Origin of the sequence: Streptomyces sp. 1331.2, from assembly GCF_900199205.1 — a bacterium.
Classification (GTDB): domain Bacteria; phylum Actinomycetota; class Actinomycetes; order Streptomycetales; family Streptomycetaceae; genus Kitasatospora.
Window position 1 is genome coordinate 360,700 of record NZ_OBMJ01000001.1, and the last position, 24,315, is coordinate 385,014.

General features: G+C 74.9%; 20 protein-coding genes and 2 pseudogenes. 8 read left to right on the top strand and 14 right to left on the bottom strand.

The genetic code is table 11. The features are described from left to right. Positions 1–11: 11 nt before the first annotated feature. Both ddaH and CRP52_RS01730 read right to left on the bottom strand, forming a co-directional pair. Positions 12–839, bottom strand: a complete 828-nt coding sequence (ddaH, locus tag CRP52_RS01725; protein WP_097234730.1) for a dimethylargininase — start codon at positions 837–839, stop codon at positions 12–14. Between the two features lie 302 nt (positions 840–1,141). After that, positions 1,142–2,035: an MBL fold metallo-hydrolase gene (locus CRP52_RS01730; protein ID WP_097234731.1), complete on the bottom strand. Its 894-nt coding sequence runs from the start codon at positions 2,033–2,035 to the stop codon at positions 1,142–1,144. 251 nt (positions 2,036–2,286) lie between these two features. On the opposite strand from CRP52_RS01730, the pseudogene CRP52_RS01735 reads away from it, so the two are divergent. Continuing rightward, a pseudogene (locus tag CRP52_RS01735) lies at positions 2,287–3,068 on the top strand (SGNH/GDSL hydrolase family protein). A gap of 241 nt (positions 3,069–3,309) precedes the next feature. Then, the gene (locus tag CRP52_RS01740) at positions 3,310–4,716 is read left to right on the top strand and encodes a DUF2252 domain-containing protein (protein ID WP_373560450.1); all 1,407 of its coding nucleotides are present in this window, start codon (positions 3,310–3,312) and stop codon (positions 4,714–4,716) included. Positions 4,717–4,719: 3 nt separating this feature from the next. On the opposite strand, the gene CRP52_RS01745 is transcribed toward CRP52_RS01740, so the two are convergent. The 3 genes from CRP52_RS01745 to CRP52_RS01755 are packed head-to-tail and all read right to left on the bottom strand — an operon-like array spanning position 4,720 to position 7,506. Then, the gene (locus tag CRP52_RS01745) at positions 4,720–5,445 is read right to left on the bottom strand and encodes an alpha/beta fold hydrolase (protein WP_097239764.1); all 726 of its coding nucleotides are present in this window, start codon (positions 5,443–5,445) and stop codon (positions 4,720–4,722) included. A gap of 28 nt (positions 5,446–5,473) precedes the next feature. Continuing rightward, on the bottom strand, positions 5,474–6,946 hold the full coding sequence (locus CRP52_RS01750) for an MFS transporter (RefSeq protein WP_097234733.1): 1,473 nt from the start codon (positions 6,944–6,946) through the stop codon (positions 5,474–5,476). After that, positions 6,943–7,506: a helix-turn-helix domain-containing protein gene (locus CRP52_RS01755; protein ID WP_097234734.1), complete on the bottom strand. Its 564-nt coding sequence runs from the start codon at positions 7,504–7,506 to the stop codon at positions 6,943–6,945. The genes CRP52_RS01750 and CRP52_RS01755 overlap by 4 nt, the downstream gene beginning before the upstream one ends. A gap of 186 nt (positions 7,507–7,692) precedes the next feature. Here CRP52_RS01755 and CRP52_RS01760 point away from each other — a divergent pair, with 186 nt between their 5' ends. Continuing rightward, complete coding sequence (locus CRP52_RS01760) at positions 7,693–8,961, top strand: DUF5685 family protein (RefSeq protein ID WP_097234735.1); 1,269 nt, start codon at positions 7,693–7,695, stop codon at positions 8,959–8,961. Between the two features lie 7 nt (positions 8,962–8,968). Here CRP52_RS01760 and CRP52_RS01765 read toward each other — a convergent pair whose 3' ends face one another. Beyond that, a complete protein-coding gene (locus tag CRP52_RS01765; RefSeq protein WP_097234736.1) occupies positions 8,969–9,151 on the bottom strand; it encodes a hypothetical protein in 183 nt (60 codons plus the stop codon). Continuing rightward, complete coding sequence (locus CRP52_RS37985; protein WP_179852649.1) at positions 9,144–9,287, bottom strand: hypothetical protein; 144 nt, start codon at positions 9,285–9,287, stop codon at positions 9,144–9,146. The genes CRP52_RS01765 and CRP52_RS37985 overlap by 8 nt, the downstream gene beginning before the upstream one ends. Positions 9,288–9,362: 75 nt before the next feature. On the opposite strand from CRP52_RS37985, the pseudogene CRP52_RS01770 reads away from it, so the two are divergent. After that, a pseudogene (locus CRP52_RS01770) lies at positions 9,363–9,767 on the top strand (chitosanase); the annotation flags it as partial. A gap of 115 nt (positions 9,768–9,882) precedes the next feature. On the opposite strand, the gene CRP52_RS01775 reads toward CRP52_RS01770, so the two are convergent. Beyond that, entirely contained in the window at positions 9,883–10,449 is a 567-nt protein-coding gene (locus CRP52_RS01775) for a TetR/AcrR family transcriptional regulator (protein WP_097234738.1), read from the bottom strand. 104 nt (positions 10,450–10,553) lie between these two features. On the opposite strand from CRP52_RS01775, the gene CRP52_RS01780 reads away from it, so the two are divergent. Further along, entirely contained in the window at positions 10,554–11,060 is a 507-nt protein-coding gene (locus CRP52_RS01780) for a nuclear transport factor 2 family protein (RefSeq protein ID WP_097234739.1), read from the top strand. Between the two features lie 176 nt (positions 11,061–11,236). After that, positions 11,237–12,289, top strand: a complete 1,053-nt coding sequence (locus CRP52_RS01785; RefSeq protein WP_097234740.1) for a PD40 domain-containing protein — start codon at positions 11,237–11,239, stop codon at positions 12,287–12,289. Between the two features lie 54 nt (positions 12,290–12,343). On the opposite strand, the gene CRP52_RS01790 is transcribed toward CRP52_RS01785, so the two are convergent. After that, positions 12,344–12,937, bottom strand: coding sequence for a hypothetical protein (locus tag CRP52_RS01790; protein WP_257032229.1), 594 nt, complete (start codon positions 12,935–12,937; stop codon positions 12,344–12,346). A gap of 83 nt (positions 12,938–13,020) precedes the next feature. Next, on the bottom strand, positions 13,021–13,548 hold the full coding sequence (locus CRP52_RS01795) for a MarR family winged helix-turn-helix transcriptional regulator (RefSeq protein ID WP_097234742.1): 528 nt from the start codon (positions 13,546–13,548) through the stop codon (positions 13,021–13,023). Positions 13,549–13,631: 83 nt separating this feature from the next. On the opposite strand from CRP52_RS01795, the gene CRP52_RS01800 reads away from it, so the two are divergent. After that, positions 13,632–15,002, top strand: coding sequence for an MFS transporter (locus CRP52_RS01800; protein ID WP_097239765.1), 1,371 nt, complete (start codon positions 13,632–13,634; stop codon positions 15,000–15,002). Between the two features lie 10 nt (positions 15,003–15,012). On the opposite strand, the gene CRP52_RS01805 is transcribed toward CRP52_RS01800, so the two are convergent. Then, on the bottom strand, positions 15,013–15,909 hold the full coding sequence (locus tag CRP52_RS01805; RefSeq protein WP_097234743.1) for an alkaline phosphatase family protein: 897 nt from the start codon (positions 15,907–15,909) through the stop codon (positions 15,013–15,015). 129 nt (positions 15,910–16,038) lie between these two features. Next, the gene (locus CRP52_RS01810) at positions 16,039–17,043 is read right to left on the bottom strand and encodes a phospholipase D-like domain-containing protein (RefSeq protein ID WP_097234744.1); all 1,005 of its coding nucleotides are present in this window, start codon (positions 17,041–17,043) and stop codon (positions 16,039–16,041) included. 439 nt (positions 17,044–17,482) lie between these two features. Here CRP52_RS01810 and CRP52_RS01815 point away from each other — a divergent pair, with 439 nt between their 5' ends. After that, entirely contained in the window at positions 17,483–18,628 is a 1,146-nt protein-coding gene (locus CRP52_RS01815; protein WP_179852650.1) for a serine hydrolase domain-containing protein, read from the top strand. Between the two features lie 72 nt (positions 18,629–18,700). On the opposite strand, the gene CRP52_RS01820 is transcribed toward CRP52_RS01815, so the two are convergent. Further along, the gene (locus CRP52_RS01820; RefSeq protein WP_097234746.1) at positions 18,701–21,142 is read right to left on the bottom strand and encodes an ATP-binding protein; all 2,442 of its coding nucleotides are present in this window, start codon (positions 21,140–21,142) and stop codon (positions 18,701–18,703) included. A gap of 283 nt (positions 21,143–21,425) precedes the next feature. Beyond that, positions 21,426–24,251, bottom strand: coding sequence for an AfsR/SARP family transcriptional regulator (locus CRP52_RS01825; protein ID WP_097234747.1), 2,826 nt, complete (start codon positions 24,249–24,251; stop codon positions 21,426–21,428). Between the last annotated feature and the right edge of the window lie 64 nt (positions 24,252–24,315).

Sequence of the window (24,315 nt, forward strand, 5' to 3'; positions counted from 1 at the left end):
GACAGTGGACTTCAGGAAGGCCTGAGCTCCAGGGTGCAGCACTTGGCCCCGCCGCCGCCCTTCAGCAGCTCGGAGACGTCCACCGGGATCGGCTGGTAGCCGTGCTCGACCAGCCGGCCCGCCAGGTTCTTGGCCGTCTCCGGGAGCAGCACCCGCCGGCCGTCCGAGACCGCGTTGAGCCCGAACACCTCGGCGTCGGCGCGGTCGGCGAGGATCGCGTCGGGGTAGAGCCGCCGCAGCAGGGCCCGGCTGTCGGCGTCGAAGGCCTCCGGGTAGTACATGACGTGGTCGTCGGCGAGGACGGCCAGCGCAGTGTCCAGGTGGTAGAAGCGCGGGTCGACCAGGGTCAGGCTGACCACCGGAACACCGAACAGCTCGCCCGCCTCGGCGTGCGCGGCGCGGGAGGTGCGGAAGCCCGTCCCGGCGAGCACCCGGCGACCCACCACCAGGTGGTCGCCCTCGCCCTCGTTCACGTGGCCCGCACGGCGCACCTCCCGGTAGCCGCGCTCGCGGAACCAGGCCTGGTAGGCATCCGACTCGGCCGCCCGCTCCGGATAGCGGAAGGTCGCCACCAGGGCCCGGCCGTCCAGCACGGTCGCGCCGTTGGCGGCGTAGACCATGTCGGGCAGGCCGGGCACCGGGTCGATCAGCTCGACGGTGTGGCCGAGACGGCGGTAGGTGCGGTGGAGCCGCTCCCACTGGCGCAGGGCCAGGGCGGTGTCGGTGGGCTGGGCCGGGTCCATCCACGGGTTGATCGCGTAGTCCACCGTGAAGTGCGTCGGCCGGCACATCAGGTAGCGCCGCGGCGTGGCGGTGCGCTCCGGGGTCTGCGGGGGCATGGCTCGTCCGTCCTTGGATCGCGGGGAGTTCGGGGTCGTCCGGGTCGTCGTCCCGGTCTTCCGGTCGTACGGGGCTTACGGTCGTACGGGGCTTACGGTCCTACGGGGCTTACGGGTCTTACGGGGTGCCGTCGCTGCGGCCCCCGCTCCGTCCCCCAGGCGGCTGCCCCGGCTCGACCGTTCGCACACCCGCGCGGGCGCCCCCGCTGGGCGCACGCCCCCGCGCACCCGGCGCGAGCCCCGGCGCACATGCGTTCGGCGGCTGCCTCCCTACCCGGGGCCGGCACCCGAGGACGGGCCCGCTACCAACGGACCGCGCCGAAGTCCACCGGCCCGGGCCGCAGTTGGGCGCAGCGGGCGGCGAGGGCACGCAGCCGGCGGTCCGCCTCCTCGGCGGGCATCCGGTGCCGCTCCCCGTGGCCCGGCAGCAGCCATTCGAAGCGGAGCACGCCCAGGCTGCGCGCCAGCGAGGCGGCCTGCTCCTCGATCGAGTACCAGGTGACGGCCTCCTGCACCTCGACGTCCCCGGTGGTGCGGGACCAGTAAAGGCTGTCGCCGCTGAAGCAGTACCGCTCCTCGGCGACGTAGAGCACGCTGCCGAGGGTGTGGCCGGGGAAGGGGTGGGCGACCAGACCGGGGGCGATCTCCACGGGCTCGGTGCCGCGCAGCACCCGGTCGGCGTCGGGGGCGGCGTCCAGGTCGCCCTCGTGGATCCAGAGCCGGGCACCCAGCCGGTCGGCGTACTCCCGGCCGTGCCGGGCGTGGTCACGGTGCGTCAGCAGGACGTCGGTGACCGGGCCGAGCGCCGCGTAGCGGTCGGCGAGGGCCGTGCTGTAGCGGGGCGTGTCGATCATCACCCAGCCGGTGGGTCGGCGGCAGAGGTAGGAGTTGGCGCCCGCGGTCATCCGGGAGTTGTGCCCGAGCAGCAGCACCTCCTCGGTGAGGGCGAGCGGGAACGGGTCGGTGGCCGGGTCGAGCAGCCCGGTGCCGGGGCGGATGGAGCGGGTCGGGCAGGCGTGGGCGGCGGCCCGCAGCTGCCGGCGCTCGGCCTCGTCGCGCGGCTGGCGGATCAGCGCGGAGCGGCCGTCCTGCTCGCGGATCAGGCCCGGCGCGAGCTGCCGGGCGACGTCACAGTTGGTGCAGCGGTCGTCGATGGACCAGGTCTCGGGTCCGTCGGAACGCGTGGTCGTGGCCATGGATGCCTTCCCCCGGGAGGACTGCGGCCGGGGCGGCCGCTCCCTTCGAGCATCGGCCGGGCGGGCCCGAAAGCGGAAGGGGGGACGGATCTTGTGGTTTCCGGCGCAGGGCGCTCTGGGCTGCGCGGCGGGCCGACGACGGATCGAGGAGGGGTCCAAGCGGGGTCCAAGAGGGTACGTGGTCCATCTCACGTGCCGCCACGGTCACCTACGGTGGCGTAGGTCACTTGATGGGGTGAACTATCTCTTTCATGCCGAACCTCCAGGAGACCCTTGACCTCAGTTCGTACGTCGCCCTCGGGGACAGCTTCACCGAAGGCCTGAACGACCCCGGGGTCGGCGGCAGGTACGCCGGGTGGGCCGACCGCCTCGCCGGGATGCTCGCCGACGGCCGACCGCCGGGCGCCTTCCGCTACGCCAACCTGGCGGTGCGCGGCCGTCTGCTCGACCAGATCGCGGCCGAGCAGGTGCCGGAGGTCCGCCGGCTCCAGCCCGACCTGGTCACCTTCTGCGCCGGCGGCAACGACATCCTGCGGCCGGGCGCCGACCCGGACGAGGTGGCCGAGCGCTTCGAGGCGGCCGTCGCCCGACTCGCCGAATCCGCCGGGACGGTGCTGATCTGCACCGGCTTCGACACCCGCGACGTGCCGCTGCTCAAGCACCTGCGCGGCAAGATCGCCACGTACAACGGCCACATGCGGGCCGTCGCCGACCGCAACGGCTGCAAGGTCGCCGACCTGTGGTCGCTGCGCTCGGTGCAGGACCGCCGCGCGTGGAGCGAGGACCGGCTGCACCTCTCCCCCGAGGGCCATCAGCGGGTCGCCCTGCTGGCCGCCCGCTCGTTGGGCCTGGCCACCGAGCAGGACCCGGAGGCCCCCTGGCCGGACGCCCGCGTGCTCACCCCGCCGACCAGCGGCGCGAGAACATCCAGTGGGCCCGCGAGCACCTGCTGCCCTGGGTCGGACGGCGGCTGCGCGGCGAGTCCTCGGGCGACCACGTCGAGCCCAAGCGGCCGGAGCTGCTGCCGCTCTGACGGTTCGTCAGTTACTACGCTCACGCGACCCCGGCTCGCGCCGCTCTCCGCCTCCCACGCACCCCACGCCGCTCAGGAACCACCGCGCGGCCCCGTACGTCACTCCCCCCGATGAACCATCCGCGCAGGTCGCGGGCGGGTGAGGACCGGAAGGGACGGGCGGGGCGCGGTGGCGCGGAGAACCGAGGCAGTGGACGGGGCGGAGCCGAGAGCGGCGGAGGGCCGGGGCGGGACGGCGGTCGTGGCGCAGCGCGGCGCGGAGGGCGCGCCCACGCAGGCGCGGCGCGGGTTCGCGGTGGCCGGGTTCGCCTCCGCGCAGGACGGGCGGGCCCGGGAGCGGGGGAAGGAGCTGCGGGCGCGGGTGCCCCGGGAGCGGCACGCGGAGTTCGCCCCGGCCGCCGGGCGGCCGACGGCCGTGGAGGCGATCGAGGCGTCGAACGCAGGCCGGATCGCCGAGCTGGTGCCGATCCGGGTGGGCCGGATGGCCGCGAGCCCGTTCGCGTTCCTGCGCGGTTCGGCCGGGCTGATGGCCGCCGACCTGGCGTCCACCCCCGTGACCGGGGTCGAGGCGCAGCTGTGCGGCGACGCGCACGCGGCCAACTTCGGCCTGTACGGCGATGCGCGCGGCCAACTGGTCATGGACATCAACGACTTCGACGAGACCGTGCCGGGCCCCTGGGAGTGGGACCTCAAGCGGCTCGCCGCCAGCCTGGTGCTGGCCGGCCGGGAGACCGGGGCGAGTGAGAGCACCGCGCGGGAGGCCGCCGCGCACGTGTCGGCCGCCTACCGCCGGACCCTGCGCACGCTGGCCAAGCTGCCCGCGCTGGACGCCTGGAACGCCGTCGCGGACGAGCAGTTGGTCTCCTTCGCCGACGCGCACGACCTCGCGGACGTGTTGCGCAAGGTCGGCGCCAAGGCGCTCGGCAACACCAGCGCGAAGTTCGCCGCCCGCAGCACCACCCGTACGGCGGACGGCGGTTGGCGTTTCACCGCGGCTCCCCCGGTGCTGACCGAGGTGACCGACGCGACCGCCCGGGCCGTCGCCCACGCGCTGGGCCCGTACGTGGAGACGGTGCCCGCCGAGGTGCGCACGCTGCTGTCCCGGTACCGGGTGCAGGACGTGGCGTTCCGGGTGGTGGGCACCGGCAGTGTGGGCACCCGCTCGTACGTGGTGCTGCTCACCGACCACCGGGACCAGCCGCTGGTGCTGCAGGTGAAGGAGGCCCGTCCGTCCGCGCTGCTGCCCCACCTCCCGCGGGGCGGGCAGGACGGGCACGAGGGCCGCCGGGTGGTCCTCGGCCAGAAGCACATGCAGGTGGTCAGCGACACCCTGCTCGGCTGGACGACGGTCGACGGACTCCCCTACCAGGTACGGCAGTTCCGCAACCGCAAGGGCAGCGTGGACCCGGCGGCGCTGCTGCCGGCGCAGTTGGACGACTACGCCCGGATCACCGGCGCGCTGCTGGCCCGGGCGCACGCGCACACCGCCGACCCGGGCCTGCTGGCCGGGTACTGCGGCAAGAGCGAGGCGCTGGACGAGGCGGTGGCGGCCTTCGCCGTCTCCTACGCGGACCGCACCGAGGCCGACCACGCCGATCTGCTGGCGGCCGTGCGCAGCGGGCGGCTGCCCGCCGAGCAGGGCGTCTGATCCTCAGCGGGACAGGATCAGAGGGCCAGGATCGGGCCAGGAACGGAGGGCCAGGAACGGCGCCACCACGGCGACGAATTCCGCGGGCCGGGCACTGTGCACCAGGTGCCCGGCCTCGACGGTGACCAGGCGGCAGTCCGGGATCCGCCGGGTGAGCTCGGCGATCCGCTCCTGGGGGACGGTACTGGCCGCTCCACCGGCGACCGCCAGGGTCGGGGCGGTGATCCGCGCCAGCCCCTCCCGCCAGGCCGGGTCGGGGCTGTCCAGCTGGGCCTTGACGGCTCGGACCATCGCCCAGTCGAAGTGGACGTCCTGGTCCGGGTCCTCCGGCACCGCGCCGGCGGGGCGCGGGTACAGCGCCGGGATCTCCTCCAGGACCAGCCGGCCGATCCGCTGCGGCGCGGCCTGGGCGAGGAGCTGGGCGACGGCGCCGCCCATCGAGTGGCCGACCAGGTCGACGCGGTCCAGCCCGAGCGCGTCCAGGAAGGCCAACACGTCGTCCCGCATCGCCTCCAGGCTGTAGGTCCCGGCTCGGCCGCTGTCCCCGTGGCCGCGCAGGTCGAGGGCGTACACGTGGTGGCCGGGGGCGAGGTCGGGCAGCACGACGTCCCAGTCGGAGGCGCGCTCGCCGAGCGCGTGCAGCAGCACCAGTGGCGGGCCGTCGGCGCGGCCGCTCTCGCGGTAGGCGAGCGTCACCTCGGGCAGGTCCACGGTTCGTACGGTGATCATGGCGATCACCGTACGGCCTCGGGCGCTGTCATCGGACGGGCGTTCGCCCTCGGCTCAGCGCGACCGGGTCGGCCTCGTGCTGCTCCCGGGCCGCGGCGCGGCCGGCCAACACCGAGGCCAGCACGGCGAGCCCGGCCACCGCCGCGCAGACCACGCTCGCGGCGAGGAAGGCGGAGCGGTGGCCGCCGCCCGCGGCGGTCTCCCGCAGGTAGACGCCGGACAGTGCCGAGATCGCGACGGCGGCCGCGATCCGCTGGGCCATCTGCAGGATCGCCCCGCTCACCCCGGCCGCCTCGGCGGGCGCGTGGCGCAGCACGTAGGCCTGGTTGGTGGAGCCCATCAGGCCGATCGAGGCGCCGCCGAGGAGTTGGAGCAGCGCCAGCAGCCAGGGCAGCACGGCGGCGGGCGTGCCGTGCGCGAGGAGTCCGCCGGTGAGGATGGTCAGGGCGGAACCCACCATGCCGACGGTGACGGTGCGCCGGCCGAAGCGCTGCACCACCCGCCAGGCCAGTGCGGAGGCGACGCCCATGGCGACGGCCGAGGGCAGGGAGACGAGCGCGGCGCCCATCGGGGAGAGCCCGAGGCCGTCCTGGAGGAACATGGTCAGGACCAGCGAGGCGGCGAGCGAGGAGCCGAACTGGGCCATCGCCGTCGCCGTGCCGAGCGCGTACGGGGCGGAGCGGGTGAGTGCGGGGTGGATCAGCGGCCGGCCGCCGCTGCGGGCGTAGCGGCGCTGCCACCAGGCGAGTGCGCCGAGCAGCAGGAGGGCAGCGGCCGCGAAGGCGAGCCAGCCGGTCCAGCCGGGCGGCCGGACGAAGGGCAGCATCAGCACGAGGGTGAGCGCGCCGACCAGCAGCAGGCCGACCAGGTCGAGGTTGGTCTGCCGGGCGCTGGGGCGGGGCCTGGGCAGGTGGCGGGCGGCCAGGACGACGGTGGCCAGGCCGAAGGGGACGTTGAGCAGGAAGGTGATCCGCCAGCCGTGCTCGGGGCCGGCCGCCGCGAGCACCGCGCCGCCGACGGGCGGGCCGAGAGCGAAGGCGAGGCCGCCGGTGACGGCGTACATCCCCAGGGCGCGGGCCCGGAGTTGGCCGTCGAAGACGTCCTGGAGGGTGCCGATCATCTGGGAGTTGACCAGGCCCGCGCCCGCTCCCTGGACCAGCCGGGCGGCGATCAGCACCCAGGGCTCGGTGGCGGTCGCGGAGACCAGGCTGACCAGGGTGAACAGGGCGAGCCCGGCGACGAAGAACCACTTGCGACCCTTGACGTCGCCGAGCCGGCCGCCGGGGATCAGGGCGAGGCCGAAGGCGAGCGAGTAGCCGGCCACGATCCACTGGAGGTCGGCGGGGGCGGCGTGCAGGGTCTCGCGCAGGGCCGGGATGGAGGTGTTGAGCACGGACTGGTCGAGCAGGGTGGTGAACCCGCCCGCGACGCAGACCAGCAGGACGCGGCGCCCGGCGGCGTCGAAGCGTTCCTTCGCTATCGGGCCGGTGGTGGCGCTCATTGGTCGACCACCACCAGCGCGTAGCGGGCCTCGCCCGGGCCGAGGCTGCGGAAGCGGGTGCTCCCGGAGACGTAGCGCAGACAGTCGCCGGGGGCGAGCAGCTGCGCCTCGCCGTCCACGGTCAGCTCCAACCGGCCCTCGAACAGCCAGAGGTGGTGCTCCCGGCCGGGCAGGCAGGCGCGGTCATAGTCGATGTCGGCGCCGGCCGGCAGCCGGCCCTCGATGATCTCCGCCCGCAGCGAGCCGTGCGGTGGCGAGACGGACCGGCGCACGAAGCCCGTCGTTCCGTCCCGCCACACCTGCTGCTCCGCGGCCCGCACCAGCCGTGCCGGGCCCGCCTCCACCTCGGCGAGCAGCCGCGACATCGTGCGCCCGTACACGGCGCACAGCCGCCCGAGCAGCGCGGCCGTCGGGCTGACCTCCGCCCGCTCCACCCGCGACAGCGTCGAGCGGCTGACGTCCGCCAGCCGGGCCAACTCCTCCAAGGTCCACCCGCGTTCGAGTCTCAGCTCGGCGAGTCGCTGTGCCAGCCGCTCGTCGGCGGCCGCTTCGGTTCCCATATTCGCGATGCTATCCCGGATATGAGATCCACTCACCGGGTTTCCGCGGGCACCGGTCCGGACCGCTCCGGGCGGTGGGAGCGTGGCTTCACTGCCCGTCACGGACTCGGCCCAGGGCGCCGCCGCTCATATGATGTGCGGCGAATCGTGGCCGGTCAGCGGCCCGAACGGCGAGGGGGGACGATCGTGTTCGGCATCATCAGACCGTGCAGGCACCGGCTGTCGGAGCGGCTCCAGAGCTCGTGGATGGCGCACCTGTGCGGGCTCTGCCTCGCGCTGCGCGACGACCACGGGCAACTCGCCCGGACCGCCACCAACTACGACGGTCTGATCATCTCCGTCCTGGTCGAGGCCCAGGCCGCCCGGGAGGACTCCTCCTGGCGGCGCACCGCCGGGCCCTGCCCGCTGCGCGGCATGCGCACCGCGTCCGTCGCCAGGGGTGAGGGCGCCCGGCTCGCCGCCGCCGTCTCGCTCGCGCTCGCCTCGGTGAAGATCCGCGACCACGTCGAGGACCGCGACGGCGTCTTCGCCCGCCGCCCGGTCGCGGTCGGGGCCCGGGCGGTCACCCGGCGCTGGGACCGGCAGAGCGCCGGCAGCGCCTCGACGGTCGGCTTCGACACCGGCGTGCTGCTCGAAGCAGCGTCCCGGCAGGGCGAGTTGGAGCGCTCGCTGCGGCCCGGCGGATCCGTCCTGCTGGTCACCGAGCCCACCGAGACCGCCACCTCGGCCGCCTTCGCGCACACCGCCGTGATCGCCGGCCGCCCGGGCAACGCCGCCCCGCTCGCCGAGGCCGGCCGGCTGTTCGGCCGGCTCGCCCACCTCCTCGACGCCGCCGAGGACCAGGCCGCCGACGCCGCCTCGGGCGCCTGGAACCCGCTGACCGCCACCGGCACCGACCGCGCCGAGGCCGAACGGCTCTGCCGCGACGCCGTCCACGGCATCCGGCTCGCGCTGCGCGAGGTGGAGCTGACCGACCGCGCGCTCGTCCGCGTGCTGCTCGCGCACGAGACCGAGCGCGCCGTCGAGCGGGTCTTCGGGGCCCGGCACGCGGCGGCCTGCCGCACCAAGGGCGGTGCGGGGCACGGCGCGACCGCGGGCGTCTCGGCCGAGCACCCGCACCAGGCACCGCCGCACCAGGCGCCGCCCGGTGAGGACCCGGGCGCGCCCGCCCCGCCGTGGGTGCCACAGGGGCCCGGCTTCACCCCGCCAGGCTCGAAGCCGCCGCACCCCCGCAACCTGCTCGCCGGGTGCGCGGTGTGGGCGCTGATGGCCTGCACCTGCCAGCTGCTCTGCTGCGAGCACAACGACCCGTTCAGCCGCGAGCGCCGCAAGGGCTTCTGCGACCGGCACGACTGCTGCGACTGTGACTGCTGCAGCGGTTGCGACGGCTGCGGCGACTGCTGTGACTGCTGTGACGGCTGCGATTGCTGTGACTGCGGGTGCGATTGCAGCTGACCAGGCATCAGGCCATCGGCAGCTCCGGCGGCAGCGCCGGTCCCGCGACCTCCTGCCACTGATCGACCACCGCCGGCCCGGAGTGCCCCCGCAGCACCCCGGGTCGGTCCGCGTTCTCCCGCTCCTCGTGCTCGCCGCGCCGCCAGAGCGGCAGCACCGCCACCGGGCGCCACCCGGCGACCTCAGGCATCACGCCGTGCCGCCTCCCGGTCCGCCGCCAGCGACTGCTCCAACCCCGCCAGCAACTGCCGGAACCGCTCGGCGTCCTGCTCCGTCATCCACCCCTCGGGCACCGCCCCCGGCCGCTCGGCCGCTCTCTCGTCCATGCGCCCGACGCTAGGCGGTGACGATCAATGGCCGATAAACGCGCGCCCTGAAGAACGCGGCTCGGGGACCCCGCCTTCCGGCAGGTCCAGGACGACCAGGTCGACCAGCGGTACTTCACCCCCGCGATGGACCAGGCCGACCGGCTCGGCCTCACCACCGCCCTGGCCCGCGCCGAGCTCTACGACGCCTCCATCCAGCACGGCAACGACGGCGCGTACGACTCCCTGCCCGCGCTGATCGGCCGGACCGACGACAAGGTCGGCCCGCCGTCCGCCGTCGGGGAGCGCGCCTGGCTGAACGCCTTCTTCGACGTCCGGATCGACGACCTGACCAACCCGGCCGACTCCTCCACCGCGGACGAGTGGCGCAAGTCGGTGGACCGCGTCGAGTGCCTGCGCCGGATCGCCGCCACCGGCAACTACGAGCTCGACGGCCCGTTCACGATCACGGCCTTCGGCACCGGCTACACGATCGGCTGACACCCGGGCTCCGGGGCCCGGGATGGGGGACCGGGCCCCGATCCGGCCGCCGCCACCGACGGGCGGCCGGACGTCGGCCGGCCGGCTGCCGCCTCCACGGCCCCCGGGTCCGTCTTCAGACCCCCGCCAGAGCGGCGTCGAGGAGCAGCCGGGCGGCCTCCTTGGCGTCGGCGGCGGCCGTCGGGTCGCCGTGGACGGCGGCCGAGGTGATGGCGCCCTCGGCGAGCAGGGTGAGGTGGACGGCGGTGGCGGGCGGTGCGCCGGCCGCCTCGGCCAGGCCGGCGAGGTAGCCGCCGAACTCCTCCTTGTGGTGCCGGGCGGCGGCCGCTACGGCCGGGGTGGTGGCGCCCAGTTCGCCCAGGGAGTTGACGAACGCGCAGCCGCGGAAGCCGGGCTCGGCGAACCAACGGCCGAGCCAGTCGTAGACCGCGAGCAGCTGGTCCCGGGGGGAACCGCCGCTGCGCGAGACGTACACCGCGAGGTTCGCCCGCCAGCGGCCGTCGCGGCGCCGCAGGTAGGCCTCGACCAGGTCGCCCTTGGACGGGAAGTGCTGGTACAGGCGGCGCATCGTCACGCCGGAGGCGGACCGGACGGCGTCCATGCCGACCGCCTGGATGCCCTGACCGTAGAACAGCTCCTCGGCCGCGTCGAGGATGCGGGTCCGCGGGTCTTCGTGCTCCATCTGCCGTGCCCTTTGCGCGAGAACGATGATTCTCCTATCGTAGCCAGCACCGCGAGAACGATCGTTCTCACCGGCGGAATGCCCGTTCCCCGAGGAGCCCACGCATGGCCGAACAGCGCGAAGACCACCGCGAAGACCACCGCGAAGGAGAGCGCCCACCCCTGCCCCCGTTCACCGAGGAGACCGCCCGACAGAAGGCCCGGGCCGCCGAGGACGCCTGGAACACCCGCGACCCGCGGCGCGTCGCCCTCGCCTACACACCCGACAGCCGCTGGCGCAACCGTGCCGAATTCCTCACCGGGCGCGAAGCGATCGCCGCCTTCCTCACCCGCAAGTGGCAGCGCGAACTCGACTACCGGCTCATCAAGGAGCTCTGGGCGTACGACGGCGACCGGATCGCGGTCCGCTTCGCCTACGAGTGGCACGACGACGCCGGCCGGTGGTTCCGGTCCTACGGCAACGAGAACTGGGAGTTCGCCCCGGACGGCCTGATGGCCCGGCGGCACGCCTCCATCAACGACGTTCCGATCACCGCCGGGGAGCGGCTGTTCCACTGGCCGCTCGGCCGCCGGCCCGACGACCACCCGGGCCTGACCGAACTCGGCCTCTGAGGTGTCCGGAGCAGCGGCCTGACGCCGCATCGCTCGCCCCGGGCGCAACCCTGGTGCGACCGGACGCGCCCCGGGCGGGCTCTGTTCCACGGCTGTGACACGCCGCGAACCGGTCACTGACCTCGCGCTGGCACGCTTACCTGTCGAAAGCGAACAGCACCCGAGGGGGACCTGGAATGTCCGTGCGCAACAGATTCGGCACCGCCGCCGCGATCGCCCTGATGACCACCGTCGGCGCGGTCCTGCTCTCGGCCTGCGGCCCGGACACCACCGGCTCCGGTCCCACCACCGGCTCGACCGGCGCCGCACCCGGTTCCGCGGCGCCGGGGACGGCCGCGCCCGGCGCCCCGTCCAAGCCCGGCAGCCCCGCGCCGGCCGGCAAGGAGGTCAACGGCACCTCCGCCGCCAACCACCTCACCATCAGCACCGGCACCCAGACCGTCGCGCTGAACGGCACCACCGTCGACTTCGGTACCGTCGTGCGCGACCTCGCCTGGTCCCCCGACGGCAAGCGGGCCGCGTTCGTCAACGGCAACGGAGACCTGGTGACGGCCAACCCGGACGGCACCGGCAAGGTCACCCTCGCCAAGAACCCCGGCGGGGAGACCTGGTCCCACCCGACCTGGCAGCACGCCACCGCGGACCCCGGCGTCACGGACGTCCCCGGCGCCCTCGACCGCTTCGACACCATCGTCTTCGCGAGCAGCAAGGGCGGTGTGTCGAAGCTGGAGAAGGTCCCTGCCAAGACTTCCGGCGCCACGCCCGAGGTGCTCACCCCGCACAGCTCCGAAGGCGGCAACGAGAACCTGCCGCAGCCCCCGCAGACCGGCAACACCTGGGCCAACGCGGGCGGCCACCGCGGCGGCATCGCCTACGCCAACACCCCGGCCGACGAGGTGTACATCTACGACGACTACATCCGGCCCTCGACCCGGGACATGGGCAAGGGCTCCCAGCCGGCCCTCTCCCCCGACGGGGAACACCTGGTCTTCGTCCGCTCGGTGAACGGCCATGACCACCTGTTCACCCGCTCCACGGCGTCCGACCAGAAGGCGGAGAAGGACCTGACCCCCTCGGCCACCACCGACTACACCGAGCCCGCCTGGTCCCCCGACGGCAAGACCGTCGCGGCCCGCACCCCGGACGGCGTCAGCACCCTGCCCGCCGACGGCTCCGCCGCGCCGACCCAGGTCTCCACCGTCAAGGGCCTGCCCGCCTACCGTCCGTAACACCGCCAGGCCGCCAGGCCACAAGCCGTGGGGCCGGCGCCGCGCCGGTCCCGCCTACCGGCCCTGGCCGGGCTTCGCCAACTCGGCGCGCAGCTCGGCCAGGTGCTCGTCGGCCGACTCGTGCGGCAGGAACTCGACCAGGTCGAGGAAGCGGAACAGCACCCGGGTCTCGGTGACGGCGTACTCGTAGTCGTCGAACCCGACCACCGCGCCCAGGCCGCCGCGCGCCGCCCCGCGGACGGCGGCCGCGGTCAGCTCGTCGGCCGGGTCCTCGGCGCTCGCCCGCCGCCGGGCGTTCGGGCGCGCCAGGTACGGGCAGACCATCGACGCGTAGAGCATGCACGCGCGGTGACCGGGGCCCTCCATGGTCGGCACGAGGTTCCGGTACGGCCGCCCGGCGGCCAGCGCCTCCGCGATCGCCGCGCTCTCGGCGGGGCCGACGACCCGCCAGACCGGCCCGCGCGCCATGAACCCGCCGCACACCGAACAGAGGCGCCCGAGCGCGCAGTCGGCGCTGCGGCCGTGGTCCGTCAGTGCGAACTGCGGCTCGCCCCCGTGCCACGGCGTGATCGCCGGCACCGGGTACCCCCGCCCGTCCCGGGGCCGCGCCCCCACACCGTCCGGCATCGGCACAAGTTCGAATCGCACGCCCCTATCGATACCAGGGACGGCGGCGACCGGTCGAGCCGCGGCGGCTGCGGCCCCGGCGGCGGCCCAGGGCCTGACCAGCCCTACGCCTGCCCCGGCGCCTCCTGGACCAGCATCACCTTCCGCAGCAGCTCCGCCAGCGTGTGCCGCTCGTCGGCCGTGAGCACCCCGAGCAGCCGGTGTTCCTCCCGGCCGACCACGTCGAGGGCTTCCTGCCAGGCGGCGCGTCCGGCGTCCGTGAGCACGATGTCGACCTTGCGGCGGTCCGTCGTGGACGGCGTGCGCAGGATGAAGCCCCGGTGTTCCAGGGTCTCCAGCCGGCCGGTGATCGAGGCCGGGGCGAGGTTGAGGTCGGCGCGCAGGTCGGAGGGGGCGGCGTGGCCGCCGCGGCCGGCGAGCACGTGCAGGGTGTCGAACTCGTGCTTGTGCAGGCCGTAGTCGCTGACGCCCTGTTCGCGGACCCGGCCGAGGTGGCGGGTGAGCCGCTGCATGCGGGTGACGGCCCCCTCGATGTCCGGGTCGAGCTCGGGCAGCACCGGTAGCCAGCGGTCGAGGTGGCCGTCCGTCCAGTCGCGGGGCGGCGCGTCGTGCTGCTGGGGGTGCTCGGCCATGGGAGGAGTCTACAAACCTTGAAACATCGCCAGCAAAATATTCGTTGCCAAAATTTCGGCACCGAAATACAGTGCGGCGCGTGATCCGACACCCTCTGCGCCTGCCGGCCTTCCGCCTGCTCTTCCTCGGCCGCACGATCTCCACCCTGGGCGACGCCGTCGTCCCCGCCGCCCTCGCGATCGCCATCACCCGGGCCACCGGCTCCTCTGCCGCGCTCGCCCTGGTGCTGGGGTGCGCGATGGTGCCCCGGCTGCTCCTGCTGCCCTTCGGCGGGGTGGTCGGGGACCGCTTCGACCCGCGCCTGGTCGCGCTCGCCACCGACCTCGTCCGGGCCGTCGCCCAGCTGCTCGTCGGCGTGGAACTGCTCGGCGGGCACCCCCGCCTGGCACACCTGGCGATCGCCTCCGCCGTCGGCGGCAGCGCCTCCGCCTTCGCCATGCCCACCGCCTCGCCGCTGGTCGCGGCCACCGTCCAGGGCGAGCTGCGGCTGCGGGCCAACGCCCTGCTCGCCACCGCCACCGGCGCCGCCCGCCTCGGCGGCCCGGCCCTCGCCGGACTGCTGGTGTACACCGCCGGCCCGGGCTGGGCGTTCGTCCTGGACGGCGCGTCCTTCGTGCTGAGCGCCGCGCTGCTCGCCCGACTCGCCCGGCTGACCCGGCTCACCACCGGCCGCGCCCCCGACGGCCGTACCCCCGGCGAACCGCGCTCGCTGCGCCGGGACCTCGCCGACGGCTGGAGCGAGGTGCGCTCCCGGGACTGGTACTGGACCAGCCTGATCGCCCACGGGGTGTGGAACGGCGCCAACGCCGTGCTGCTCACCCTCGGCCCGCTGATCGCCGCCACCCGGCTGGGCGGCGACGGCGCCTGGGTGGCGCTGACCCAGGCGGGAGCGGTCGGCCTGCTGGTCGGCTCGCTGCTCGCCGGGCGGCTCCGGCCTCGCCGCCCGGTCCTGGCCGGCAACCTCGCCCTGGCGCTGTACGGCCTGCCGCTGCTCGCGCTCGCCGTCGCGGCTCCGGCACCGCTCGCGGTGGCCGCACAGGCGGTGGCGCTGGCCGGGCTGGGGTTCCTGAACCCGGTCTGGGAGACGGTGGTCCAGCAGGACTTCCCGGCCGGGTCGCTGGCCCGGGTCACCTCCTACGACTGGCTGCTCTCGCTGGCCTTCGCCCCGCTCGGGTACGTCCTGGCGCCGCTGGCCGCCGATGCCTGGGGCAGCCGGGTGCCGCTGCTGGCGGCCGCCGTCCTGGTGACCCTGGTCTGTGCGGGCACGGCCGCGGTGCCCGGAGTCCGCCGGCACGGCGCTCGGCCGGCGGGTCCGGCGCCGCAGCAGGCCGCAGCGCCGGCGGCCGCCGCCACCCCCGCACCGGCCCCCGGCCCGGGTACGGAGGCGGCGACGGGTGCGGAGGCAGAGGCGGGTGCGGAGCCGCAGCGGCCGCCGGCTCAGCTCAACTCCTGATCACCGCAGGTCAGTTCCAGATGCCGGTGATGTCGCTCGCGGAGGCCGCGTTGCCCGCGTGGCCGGCGGCCCCGGCCAGGTCCTCCAGGGTGCGCAGCACGTTGTAGTGGTTGTAGGTGGAGGCGGAGCTGCTGCCCGGGGTCACGTGGGCGCCGTAGACCACGGTCGGGATCCGGTTTCCGGAGAGCTTGTTGTCCTCGTCGAAGGTGACGACCAGCAGGCTGTTGTGGCTCTGCGCCCAGGTGGCGTACGCGCCCAGGTTGTTCTTGATCCAGGTGTCGCCGGTGCTGACCGAGCAGTCGTGCATGTCGCTGCAGAGGTTCGGCACGACGAAGGAGACGTTCGGCAGGGTGGTGTAGTCGGTCGGGAACTGCGCGAAGGTCTTGGCCGAGCTGAGCGGGACGTTGCCGAAGCCGAACCACGGGTTGTGCTTCTGCGCGTAGTTGCCGCTGCTGCACACGGTGCTGCCCTGGCTGGGCAGGGACTCGTTGTAGCTGGCCCAGGTCTTGCCGGCGGCGATGACCTCGGAGGCCAGGTTGGCGGCCTGGAACCCGCCGACCGTCACACAGCTGTCGTCGACGGTGCCCTGAGTGGAGCCGGAGAACAGCGCGTAGTAGTTCGGCTCGCTCGGGTGGGTGATGCCGTAGGACTGGGTGAGGTTGGCGCCGCCCGCCTTCAGGGTGTTGTTGATGTACGGGGCGCTGCTGCTGCCGATGACCTGGGTGTAGGCGTGGTTCTCCATCACCACGACGATGATGTGGTCGGGGGTGGGCAGCGCGGCGGCCTGGGCGGTGGAGGCGGTCGCCGCCCAGAGGCCGGCGGAGGCGGCGACCAGCGCGACGGCGGAGCCGATCGCGGTCGCGGTGCGGCGGGAGCGGGCGTTCAGGGGCTTCGTGGACGAAGTCATGACAAATCCTCGGGTAGGGAGCGGCCGGACGGGCCGCTCGGCATCGCGGGAGGGACGTGCTTCGGGAGTGACCGGGGCGACCGGGTGTGACCGGGGCGATCGGTGCGGCCGGTACTGCCAGGACAGGCCCTAGTACGGCGTGCCGTTGGCGAAGTCGCGGGCGACGGTGGACTCGATCGTGTTCAGCACCCCGGAGTCGGTGGTGATCAGGCCCAGCTCGCGGTTGTGGTTCAGCGAGTTGTCGGAGAAGTTCTCCGAGCCGGCGAAGACCTTGGCCGAGGCCGTGCCGTAGTCCGCGACGATCACCTTGGCGTGGACGTACAGGCCGGTGGTCGAGGAGTAGGTGACGACACTGCCGCCCTCCGCCGTGACCTGGTCGAAGGAGTCGGCGTACGAGCCCGGGTTCATGCCGACCACGCGCACCGTGACGCCCCGGGCGGCCGCCGCGGCGACGGCGTCCACCAGCGCCGTGTCGCCGAACTCCAGCTGCTCCAGGTCGAGACTGGTCCGGGCGCCGTTGATCAGGGCCAGCAGCCGGGACTGCGAGTCGGTGGGCGACCAGACCAGGTTGTCGCCGTCGGTGGGCGTGACGGCGGTCTTGGCGTAGTCGGCGGCGAAGACCCGCTCGATCGCGGCGACGTCGTTGGCGTCGGTGTCGATGACGCCGTAGTCGCGGTCGTTCGCGTAGTAGGAGGAGTCCAGGTTGCCGGTCATGATCAGCGACGTGACGCCGTCCACGGTGACGGTCTTCTGGTGGGTGTAGACGAACGCCGTGGAGGAGTAGGTGACGCCGACCCCGGCGGCCTTGAGCGCCGAGTAGGCCGCGCCGTTGACCGAGGTGTGGGCTCCGTCCAGGATCACCCGGACGGTGACACCGGCCCGCTGACGGGCGATCAGGGCGTTGACGGCGGTCGTGTCGCGCAGCTCGTACAGGGTGACGTCGACGGACCGGGTCGCCGCGTTGATGAGGTTGTAGACGACGGTGTGGTCCTGGTCGGGGAAGACGATCGCGGTGTACGTACCGGCGGCCGTCGTGGTGGCCGGCGCGGCCGTGGCGTTTCCGGACAGCGGTATCAGACCGGCGGTGGCGAGCAGCAGGGCGCCGGCGCGGCGCGCCAGGGTGGCCAGGGGCATGGGGAGGCTCCGTGGTCGGCGAGGGGAGGCGGGCAGGCGGTGCGGGTGTCGCGAGGAAGGTGCGCGCGGGGAAGGTGCGCGCGAGGAGCGCCCGAACAGCATGGGGGCCAAGCATCAACGCGGGTAGACGACAGCAGGTAAAACCTTGGCCCCGGAGCGGGAAACGAACGGTGCGCCGTCCGAGCCACGCCCATAACGGACGATGCGGGCCAAACGGTTCACATTGCCATCGACCGCGGACAGCGGTGATAGTGATCATCCATCGACGCGGCCCGACGCCGTGTCAGCCGACGAGAGAACCGAGGAACATGGCGAAGATCAGCCTTCTGCGTCCCTTCGCGGTGGCCGCCGCGGGTGTCGTCCTGGTGGCGACCGGTGCCGCCCACGCCGTGGCCGCCGAACCGGGCGGCGCCGCCGCACCCGTCCCGACACCGCCGGTGTGCTCGCTGCCCTGCAGGCCACCACGGGTGCCGGCGCCCCGGGCGCCTTCGCGGTGATCCGCGACCACGGCGACCAGGAGTCCACCCGCTCGCTGGCCGTCGGCAAGGCCGACCTCGACGGGACCCCGATGAACTCCTCGTGGAGGTTCCGGGTCGGCAGCAACAGCAAGATGTTCACCGCCGTTCTCGTGATGCAGCTGGCGGAGGAGGGCCGGATCGACCTCGACAAGCCCCTGCGCGACTACCTCCCCGAGGGCACCCTCCCGGCCGGCTGGACCATGACGGGCCGCCAGGTGATGGAGCACCGGGCCGGCGTCTACGACCACACCAACGACCTGCTGGAGCAGGCCGGCGAGGAGACCACCAGCGCGTTCGAGGCGCGCATCCGCAGCACGGTGTACGACCCGCGCGACCTGGTGGCGATGTCGGTCAAGCACGGCATCCAGTACACCCCCGGCAGCCGCTACTCCTACTCCAACACCGACTTCGTACTGCTGGGCCTCGCGGTCGAGCACCTCACCGGACAGCCGTACCCGGAGGTGCTGAACGAGCGGATCATCCAGCCGCTCGGCCTGCGCAGGACCTCCTTCGTGGTGCCCGACCGGCAGATCAGTGGCGACCACGTCACCGGCTACCTCACCAACGACGACCGCAGCAAGCCGCTGCTGGACTCCACCGAGCAGAACGGCTCCTGGGTGTGGAGCGCCGGGGCCGTCATCTCCTCCGCCGAGGACCTCGACCACTTCCTGACCGCCCTGCTGGCCGGCAGCAGCGGCGGGCTGGTCACGGACGCCTCCCGGGACCAGATGACCGCCGCCCTGCCCACGCCCACCGCGAAGATCTCCTACGGCCTGGGGCTGCGCCGCATCTCGCTCTCCTGCGGGGACGTGTACGGCCACGGCGGCATCGTGCAGGGCTTCCAGACCCAGTCCTTCGTGGCCCCGGACGGGCACCGCAGCGTGGTGGTGTTCGCCAATGCCTCCAACAACGGCTCGGTGACGCAGGGTCTGATGAACGCGCTGGAGCCGGCCTTCTGCGGCAAGAAGCCCACGGCCGCCCCGCGGACGAACCTCGCCCCGCGCTCCGACCTGCGCGGCACGGGCTCCGCGTACGAGCTGCCCGTGGTGGAGGACACCCGGATCTGAGCCGCCGCCCGACGGCTCCCGCAGCCGCGCACGTACGCCCGCCCCTGGTCCGACCGGGGGCGGGCGCCGGTGTCAGTGCCTCGGCGGCCCCGGCCGGGGGCCGTCCGCGCTCAGGTCGGTCAGCGCCTCGGTGAGCAGTTCACGGGCCTCCTCGGCCCGGCCCTGCTCGATCAGCGCGGTGCCGAGCTCGGTCAGGGTCTTGGTCATGCTGTCCGGACGGCCGACCGCCTCGTAGTGCACCAGGGCCTGCCGGTAGGCCTTCTCGGCGGCCGGCCAGCGCCGCAACGCCGCGCGGTCCAGGCCGAGTTCGTGCGCGGTCATGGCCGCCAGCAGGTGCATCAGCGGGGAGGACCAGCGCTCCACCAGCTCCAGGGCGCCGGCCAGCGCCCGCCGCCGGGAGTCCACCGCCTCCTCGGCCCGGCCGGACTCCCGCAGGCAGTTGGCGGCGCCGCGCAGGGTGACCAGCCGGCCGATCCTGGCCGAGCGGCTGTCCACGTCGGCGAAGGCGTCCGCCGCGCGGTGGAAGGCCTCGGTCGCCTCGCGGTGGCGGCGCAGGTAGCGCAGGCCGGAGGCGAGGTAGGTGAGCGCCCAGCCCTGCTGCTCCCGGTCGCCGACCTCCTTCGCCAGCTCCAGCCCCTCACCGGCCAGTTCGATGCCGCGCTGGTAGCGGTGCAGGCAGGTGACGTACGTCCAGGCCAGGTAGTTGACGTGCACCGCCTCGGCCCGCCGGTCGCCGAGCGCGCGGGCGGCGTCCACCGAGAGCTGGAACACCTCCGCCCAGATGCCCCAGCTCAGCAGCCGGTCGGAGAACCAGTGCATGGCCTCGGCGGTGTCGACCACCTCCCGGTAGCGGCCGGACTGCTGGGCCTGGTGCAGGGCGGCCAGCCACTCCGGGTGCTCGTACTCCAGCCAGTGCGCCGCCTCGGTGAGGTGCGCCGGGGCCCGGCCGGTGACCGCGGCGTCGTCCTTCTCGTGCTCCGGGTCGAAGCGCAGCCCGTAGGCCGTCGCCCGGTCGAGGATCCGGCGGCCGGCCCGGCTGCGGACCTCGGCCAGCTCCTCGGCCGGCTCCTCGGCGGCCAGCCGCTCGGCCGCGTAGAGCCGCACCAGGTCGTGCAGGCGGTAGCGGTCCGGTGTGGCGGGCTGCAGCAGACCGGCGTCGACCAGCTGTTCCAGCAGCAGCTCGGTCCGGGCCTCCGAGCGGCCCGTGTAGGCCGCGGCGACGGCCGCCGTGAAGTCCGCCCCGGCGGTCAACGCACAGCGCCGCAGCACCAGTCGGGCCTCTACCGGCAGCCGCCGGTAGGACAGCTCGAAGGCCGGTCGGACCGCCAGGTCGCCGGTCTCCAGCAGATCCAGGCGGTTCTCCTCGGCGGCGAGCTGGCGCACCAGCTGGGCGACCGGCTGCTGCGGCCGGGCGACCAGCCGCTGCCCGGCGATCCGCAGCGCCAGCGGCAGGTATCCGCAGAGCCGGGCCAGTTCGGCGGTGGCATCGGGTGCGGCCTCGATCCGCTCCCGGCCGGCGATCCGGGCCAGCAGTGCGGCGGCCTCCGCCGGGGCGAGCACGTCCAGGCTCAGCCGGTGCACCGATTCCAGGCCGGGCAGCACGTTGCGGCTGGTCACGATGGTCACGGCCGGCCCGGAGCCCGGGAGCAGCGGGCGCACCTGGCCCTCGTCCGCGGCATTGTCCAGCACCAGGACGAGCCGGCGGTCGCGCACCAGGGCCCGGTAGAGGCCGGCCCGCTCCTCCGTCCCGGCGGGCACCGCGGCGTCCTCGACGCCCAGGGCGCGCAGCACCTGGCCGAGCGCGTCGCGCGCGGTCAGCGGCTGGGCGGACATCCCGGCGAGGTCGACGGAGAGCTGGCCGTCGGGGAAGCGCGGGGCCAGGGTGTGGGCGGCGTGCAGGGCGAAGGCCGTCTTTCCGAGTCCGGGCTGACCGCTGATCAGCACCACCCGGGGGTGGGCGGGCCGCTCGCCCGCGGCGAGGCCGGCGAGCGCGGCCAGGGCGTCCTCGCGGGCGGTGAAGTCGGCGATGTCCCGCGGCAGGGCGAGGGCACTCTGGCCGCGCTCGCCTGCCAGCCCTGCCTGCCCGGGCACGACCTGCCCGGCTACGGCCTCTCCGGTCCCGGCCGGCCCGCTCCCGGCCGGCGTCTGCGGCAGCGGATCCCGGGGTGCGGCCTGGGCCGGCACCCGGGCCGGGCCCGGCCGGAGGCCGCGCGGGCGCCCGCTCTGCGCGGCCCGGTCCAGCGCCTGCGCCCGCGCCTCGTCCAGGCCCAGCGCGCGGGCCAGGGCCCGTACGGTGCGCCGCTGCGGCCCGCGGGTACGGCCGCGCTCCATGTCCCCGAGGGCGCGCAGACTCACCCCGGCGGCCGCCGCAAGCTCCTCCTGCGTCAGGCCCGCCGCCACCCGGTGCCCGGCCAGCAGGCGGCTGAACTCGCCCGTACCCGCGCTTGCCTCCGTACCCGCTTCCGGGCCCGCCTCCGTGTCCGCGCCCGCCCCGGTGCCGCCCCCAGCCGCCATGCCCCGCCCCACTCCGTCGGTCCTGCCTGTTCCGCACTTCTGCCTGGGCCCGCACCCGGCGGGCCGTGACAGGCAGAAGTATGCCCGGCCGCGGGATTTCCCCGTACCCGGCCCCCGGTGAACGCATCCGCCCTGCTCAGCCGTTCAGTCAGTGAGGGATGCGCGGGCGGGCGAGGGTGGTTGTGCAGGGCAGAACTGCCGATGGTTCCGCCTGTGGTTCCGCCTGCGATCAGCGGTTTCCCAGCCGCGGCGGCAGGTCGATCCGTGCGTCCCGGAAGGCCCGTCAGCGGCTGCCCGCCACCAGCGCTTGCGCCCGCTGCCGCGCCTCCGCCCCCTCCACCCCGCGGCCCAGCTCCTCCAGCAGGTCGGCGAGCAGGCCGTGCGAGCGCGCCTCCAGCGCCGGGTCGCCGACGGTGCGGCCCAGGGCGACGGCGAGTCGCGCCGAGGAGAGGGCGGCGTCGCGGCGGCCGAGGGCGTGCAGGGCGCGGGCCCGGCTGTGGACGGCGAGGACGGCCTCGGCGGATCCGGCGCGGGCGGTGGCGGTGCGGACGGCCTCGTCGGCGTGGTCGAGGGCCGGCCCGGGGTGGCCGGAGAGGACCAGGGCGTCGGCGAGGTCGGTGAGCGAGCGGACCAGCAGGTGGTCGGCGGCCGGGGTGCGGGCGGCCGCCACCAGGTCGGTGAGCAGCGGCAGCGCCCGTTCGTACCGCCCGGCCCGCAGCAGTGCGGCGCCCACCCGGCTGCGGCAGTGGTGGCGCAGCGCCGGGTCGCCGGCCCGGTCGGCCGCCCCGACGGCGCGGTCCAGGTGCTCGGAGGCGGTCCGGTGGGCGGCGCGGGCGATGTGCAGGACGGCGAGGTCGGTGCCGAGCCGGGCGGCGGCCGCGTCGTCCCCGTCCGCGTGCGCGGCCCGCAGCCCGGCCTCGACGACGGCCCGCCAGTGCGTCCGGTCGTGGCCGGTGGTCTCGTACAACAGGCCGATCCGGTGGGCGAGTTGCCAGGCGTGGGCGGTCCGGCCGTACTGCTCGGCGCAGAGCACGACGGCCCGCAGCGCGCTCTCCTCCCGACGGAACCAGGCCGCCGCGCGGTCGCTGCCGCCGGCCGCCGCGCTCTCGGCCGTCCAGCCGGCGGTCACCTCCAGGTAGTGGGCGATCAGCCGGTCGAGGGCGACGAACCGTTCGTCGCAGGTGAGTTCGGCGGCCTTGCGGGCGGCGTAGCGGCGCACCAGCTCTCGCCGGGCGTAGCGGCCCGGGGTGGCCTCCTCCAGCAGGTGGACGGCGTCCAGCGCGGTGAGCAGGGTGCGGGTGGTGGCGGGCGGGAGGTCGGCGAGGGCGGCCGCGGTCGCGGTGTCGATCACCCCGCCGGGGTGCAGGCCGAGCAGGGTGAACAGCCGGGCGGCGTCGGGCGTCAGGGTCCGGTACGTCCGGTCCAGGGCGCTGATGAGGCCGATCGGGCCGCGGGCGGTACCGCTGCCGGGCCCGGAGAGGGCGGCCAACCCGGTCTGTTCGTCGGCGAGTTCGCGGGCGAGGTCGCCGGGGGTCCAGTCGGGTCGGGCGACCAGCCGGGCGGCGGCCAGGCGCAGCGCGAGCGGCAACCGGTCGCACCGCTCGGCGAGTTCGGCGAGCTCGGCGACGGCCTCCGGGCCCGTGCCCGTACGGTCCGGGCCGAGGGCGCGGGCGAGCAGCGCGGCGGCGTCCTCACCGGTGAGGACGCCGAGCGGGAGCGGGACGCCGCCCTCGCGGACCAGCAGGTGGCGCAGCCGGCCGCAGCTGGTGACGACGGTGACGGGCGTGCCGGCCTCCTCGTGCCCGGCCTCCTCGTGCCCGGGGTCGTCCGGCCCGGGGTCGTCCGGCCCGGGGTCGTCGGGTCGGGGGTCGTCGGGTCGGGGGTGCGTGGCCGGCGGGTCGGGCAGCAGCGGGAGGAGCTGTTCGTAGGAGGCGGCGTCGTCCAGCACGATCAGCATCCGGCGGCCGGAGACGAGGTCGCGGTACCGCCGGGAGCGCTCGGCCGTGGCGGCGGGCAGGGTGTCCGGGGCGTCGCCGAGGGCGGTGAGGAACTCGCCCAGGACGTCGGCCGGTTGGCGCGGCCCTGCCGGGTCGAAGCCGCGCAGGTCGGCGTGGAGGACGCCGTCCGGGAACCGCTCGGCGCCCCGCAGGGCCGCCCAGTGCCGGACCAGGGCGGTCTTCCCGGCCCCCACCGGACCGGTGACCAGCACCGGACGGCCGGACCTGGCTGCCGGCAAGGCCGCGTCCAGTGCGGCGAGTTCGGCCGCTCGGCCGACGAACCTGCGGTCGGGTACGACGGCCGCGAAGGCGGTGGCGGCCCCGACCGCCGCGATCGTGGTCGGGGCAGCGGAGGAGGCGGGCTGTGCCCTCAACCGTTCGCCGACGATGCGCAGTTCAGGTCCGGGTGGGCCGGAGAGCAGGGCCGTCGCCCGTTCGTACCGCTCCCGCGCCTCCTGGTACCGGCCGCCCTGCTCCAGGCAGTGCACCAGCCGGGCGGCCAGGGCCTGCCGGGACGGGTGGGCATCGGCCGCCTCGGCCAGTTCGGCGGCCAACTCGCCGCCCCGGCCCGCCCGGAGCAGCGCCTCGGCCAGCCGGTCCAGAGCACGCAGCCGCAGGTCGGCCAGGGGCGGGACGACCCGCTCGCGCAGCAGGGCGGAGCCGCAGTCGACGAGGGCCGGGCCACGCCACAGGTCCAGCCCGGCGCGCAGCAGCGGCACCGCCGGGTCCTCCGGCGCCCCGCCCGCCGGGTGCACGCGGCCGGTGGGCTCGGGCAGCAGCACGCCCGCCTGCTCGCAGAGCCGGAGGAAGCGCAGCACGTCCACCCGGTCGGGACTGCCGGCCAGCAGGTACCCGGACGCCCGGGTGTCCAGGACCAGGCCCGTCCCGTCCAGCAGTTGGCGCAGGGCCGCGACGTGCCCCTGCAGCGCGGACCGGGCGGTGGGCGGGGCCGCCCCGTCCCAGACCAGCTCGATCAGCTCCTCGGTGGCCACCGTCTGGTTCATCCGCACCGCGAGCGCACTCAGCAACGCCCGGCGCTTCGGGCCCGAGGGCGTCGCCGCCGCCCCGTGCTCGCGCCGCACGAGCACCGGGCCGAGCAGATCGATGTGCACGCGCCCCTCTCCTCCCCCACCCGCGGCCTCCCCGATCCGTTCGAGGATAGGCCCCACCTGCGCC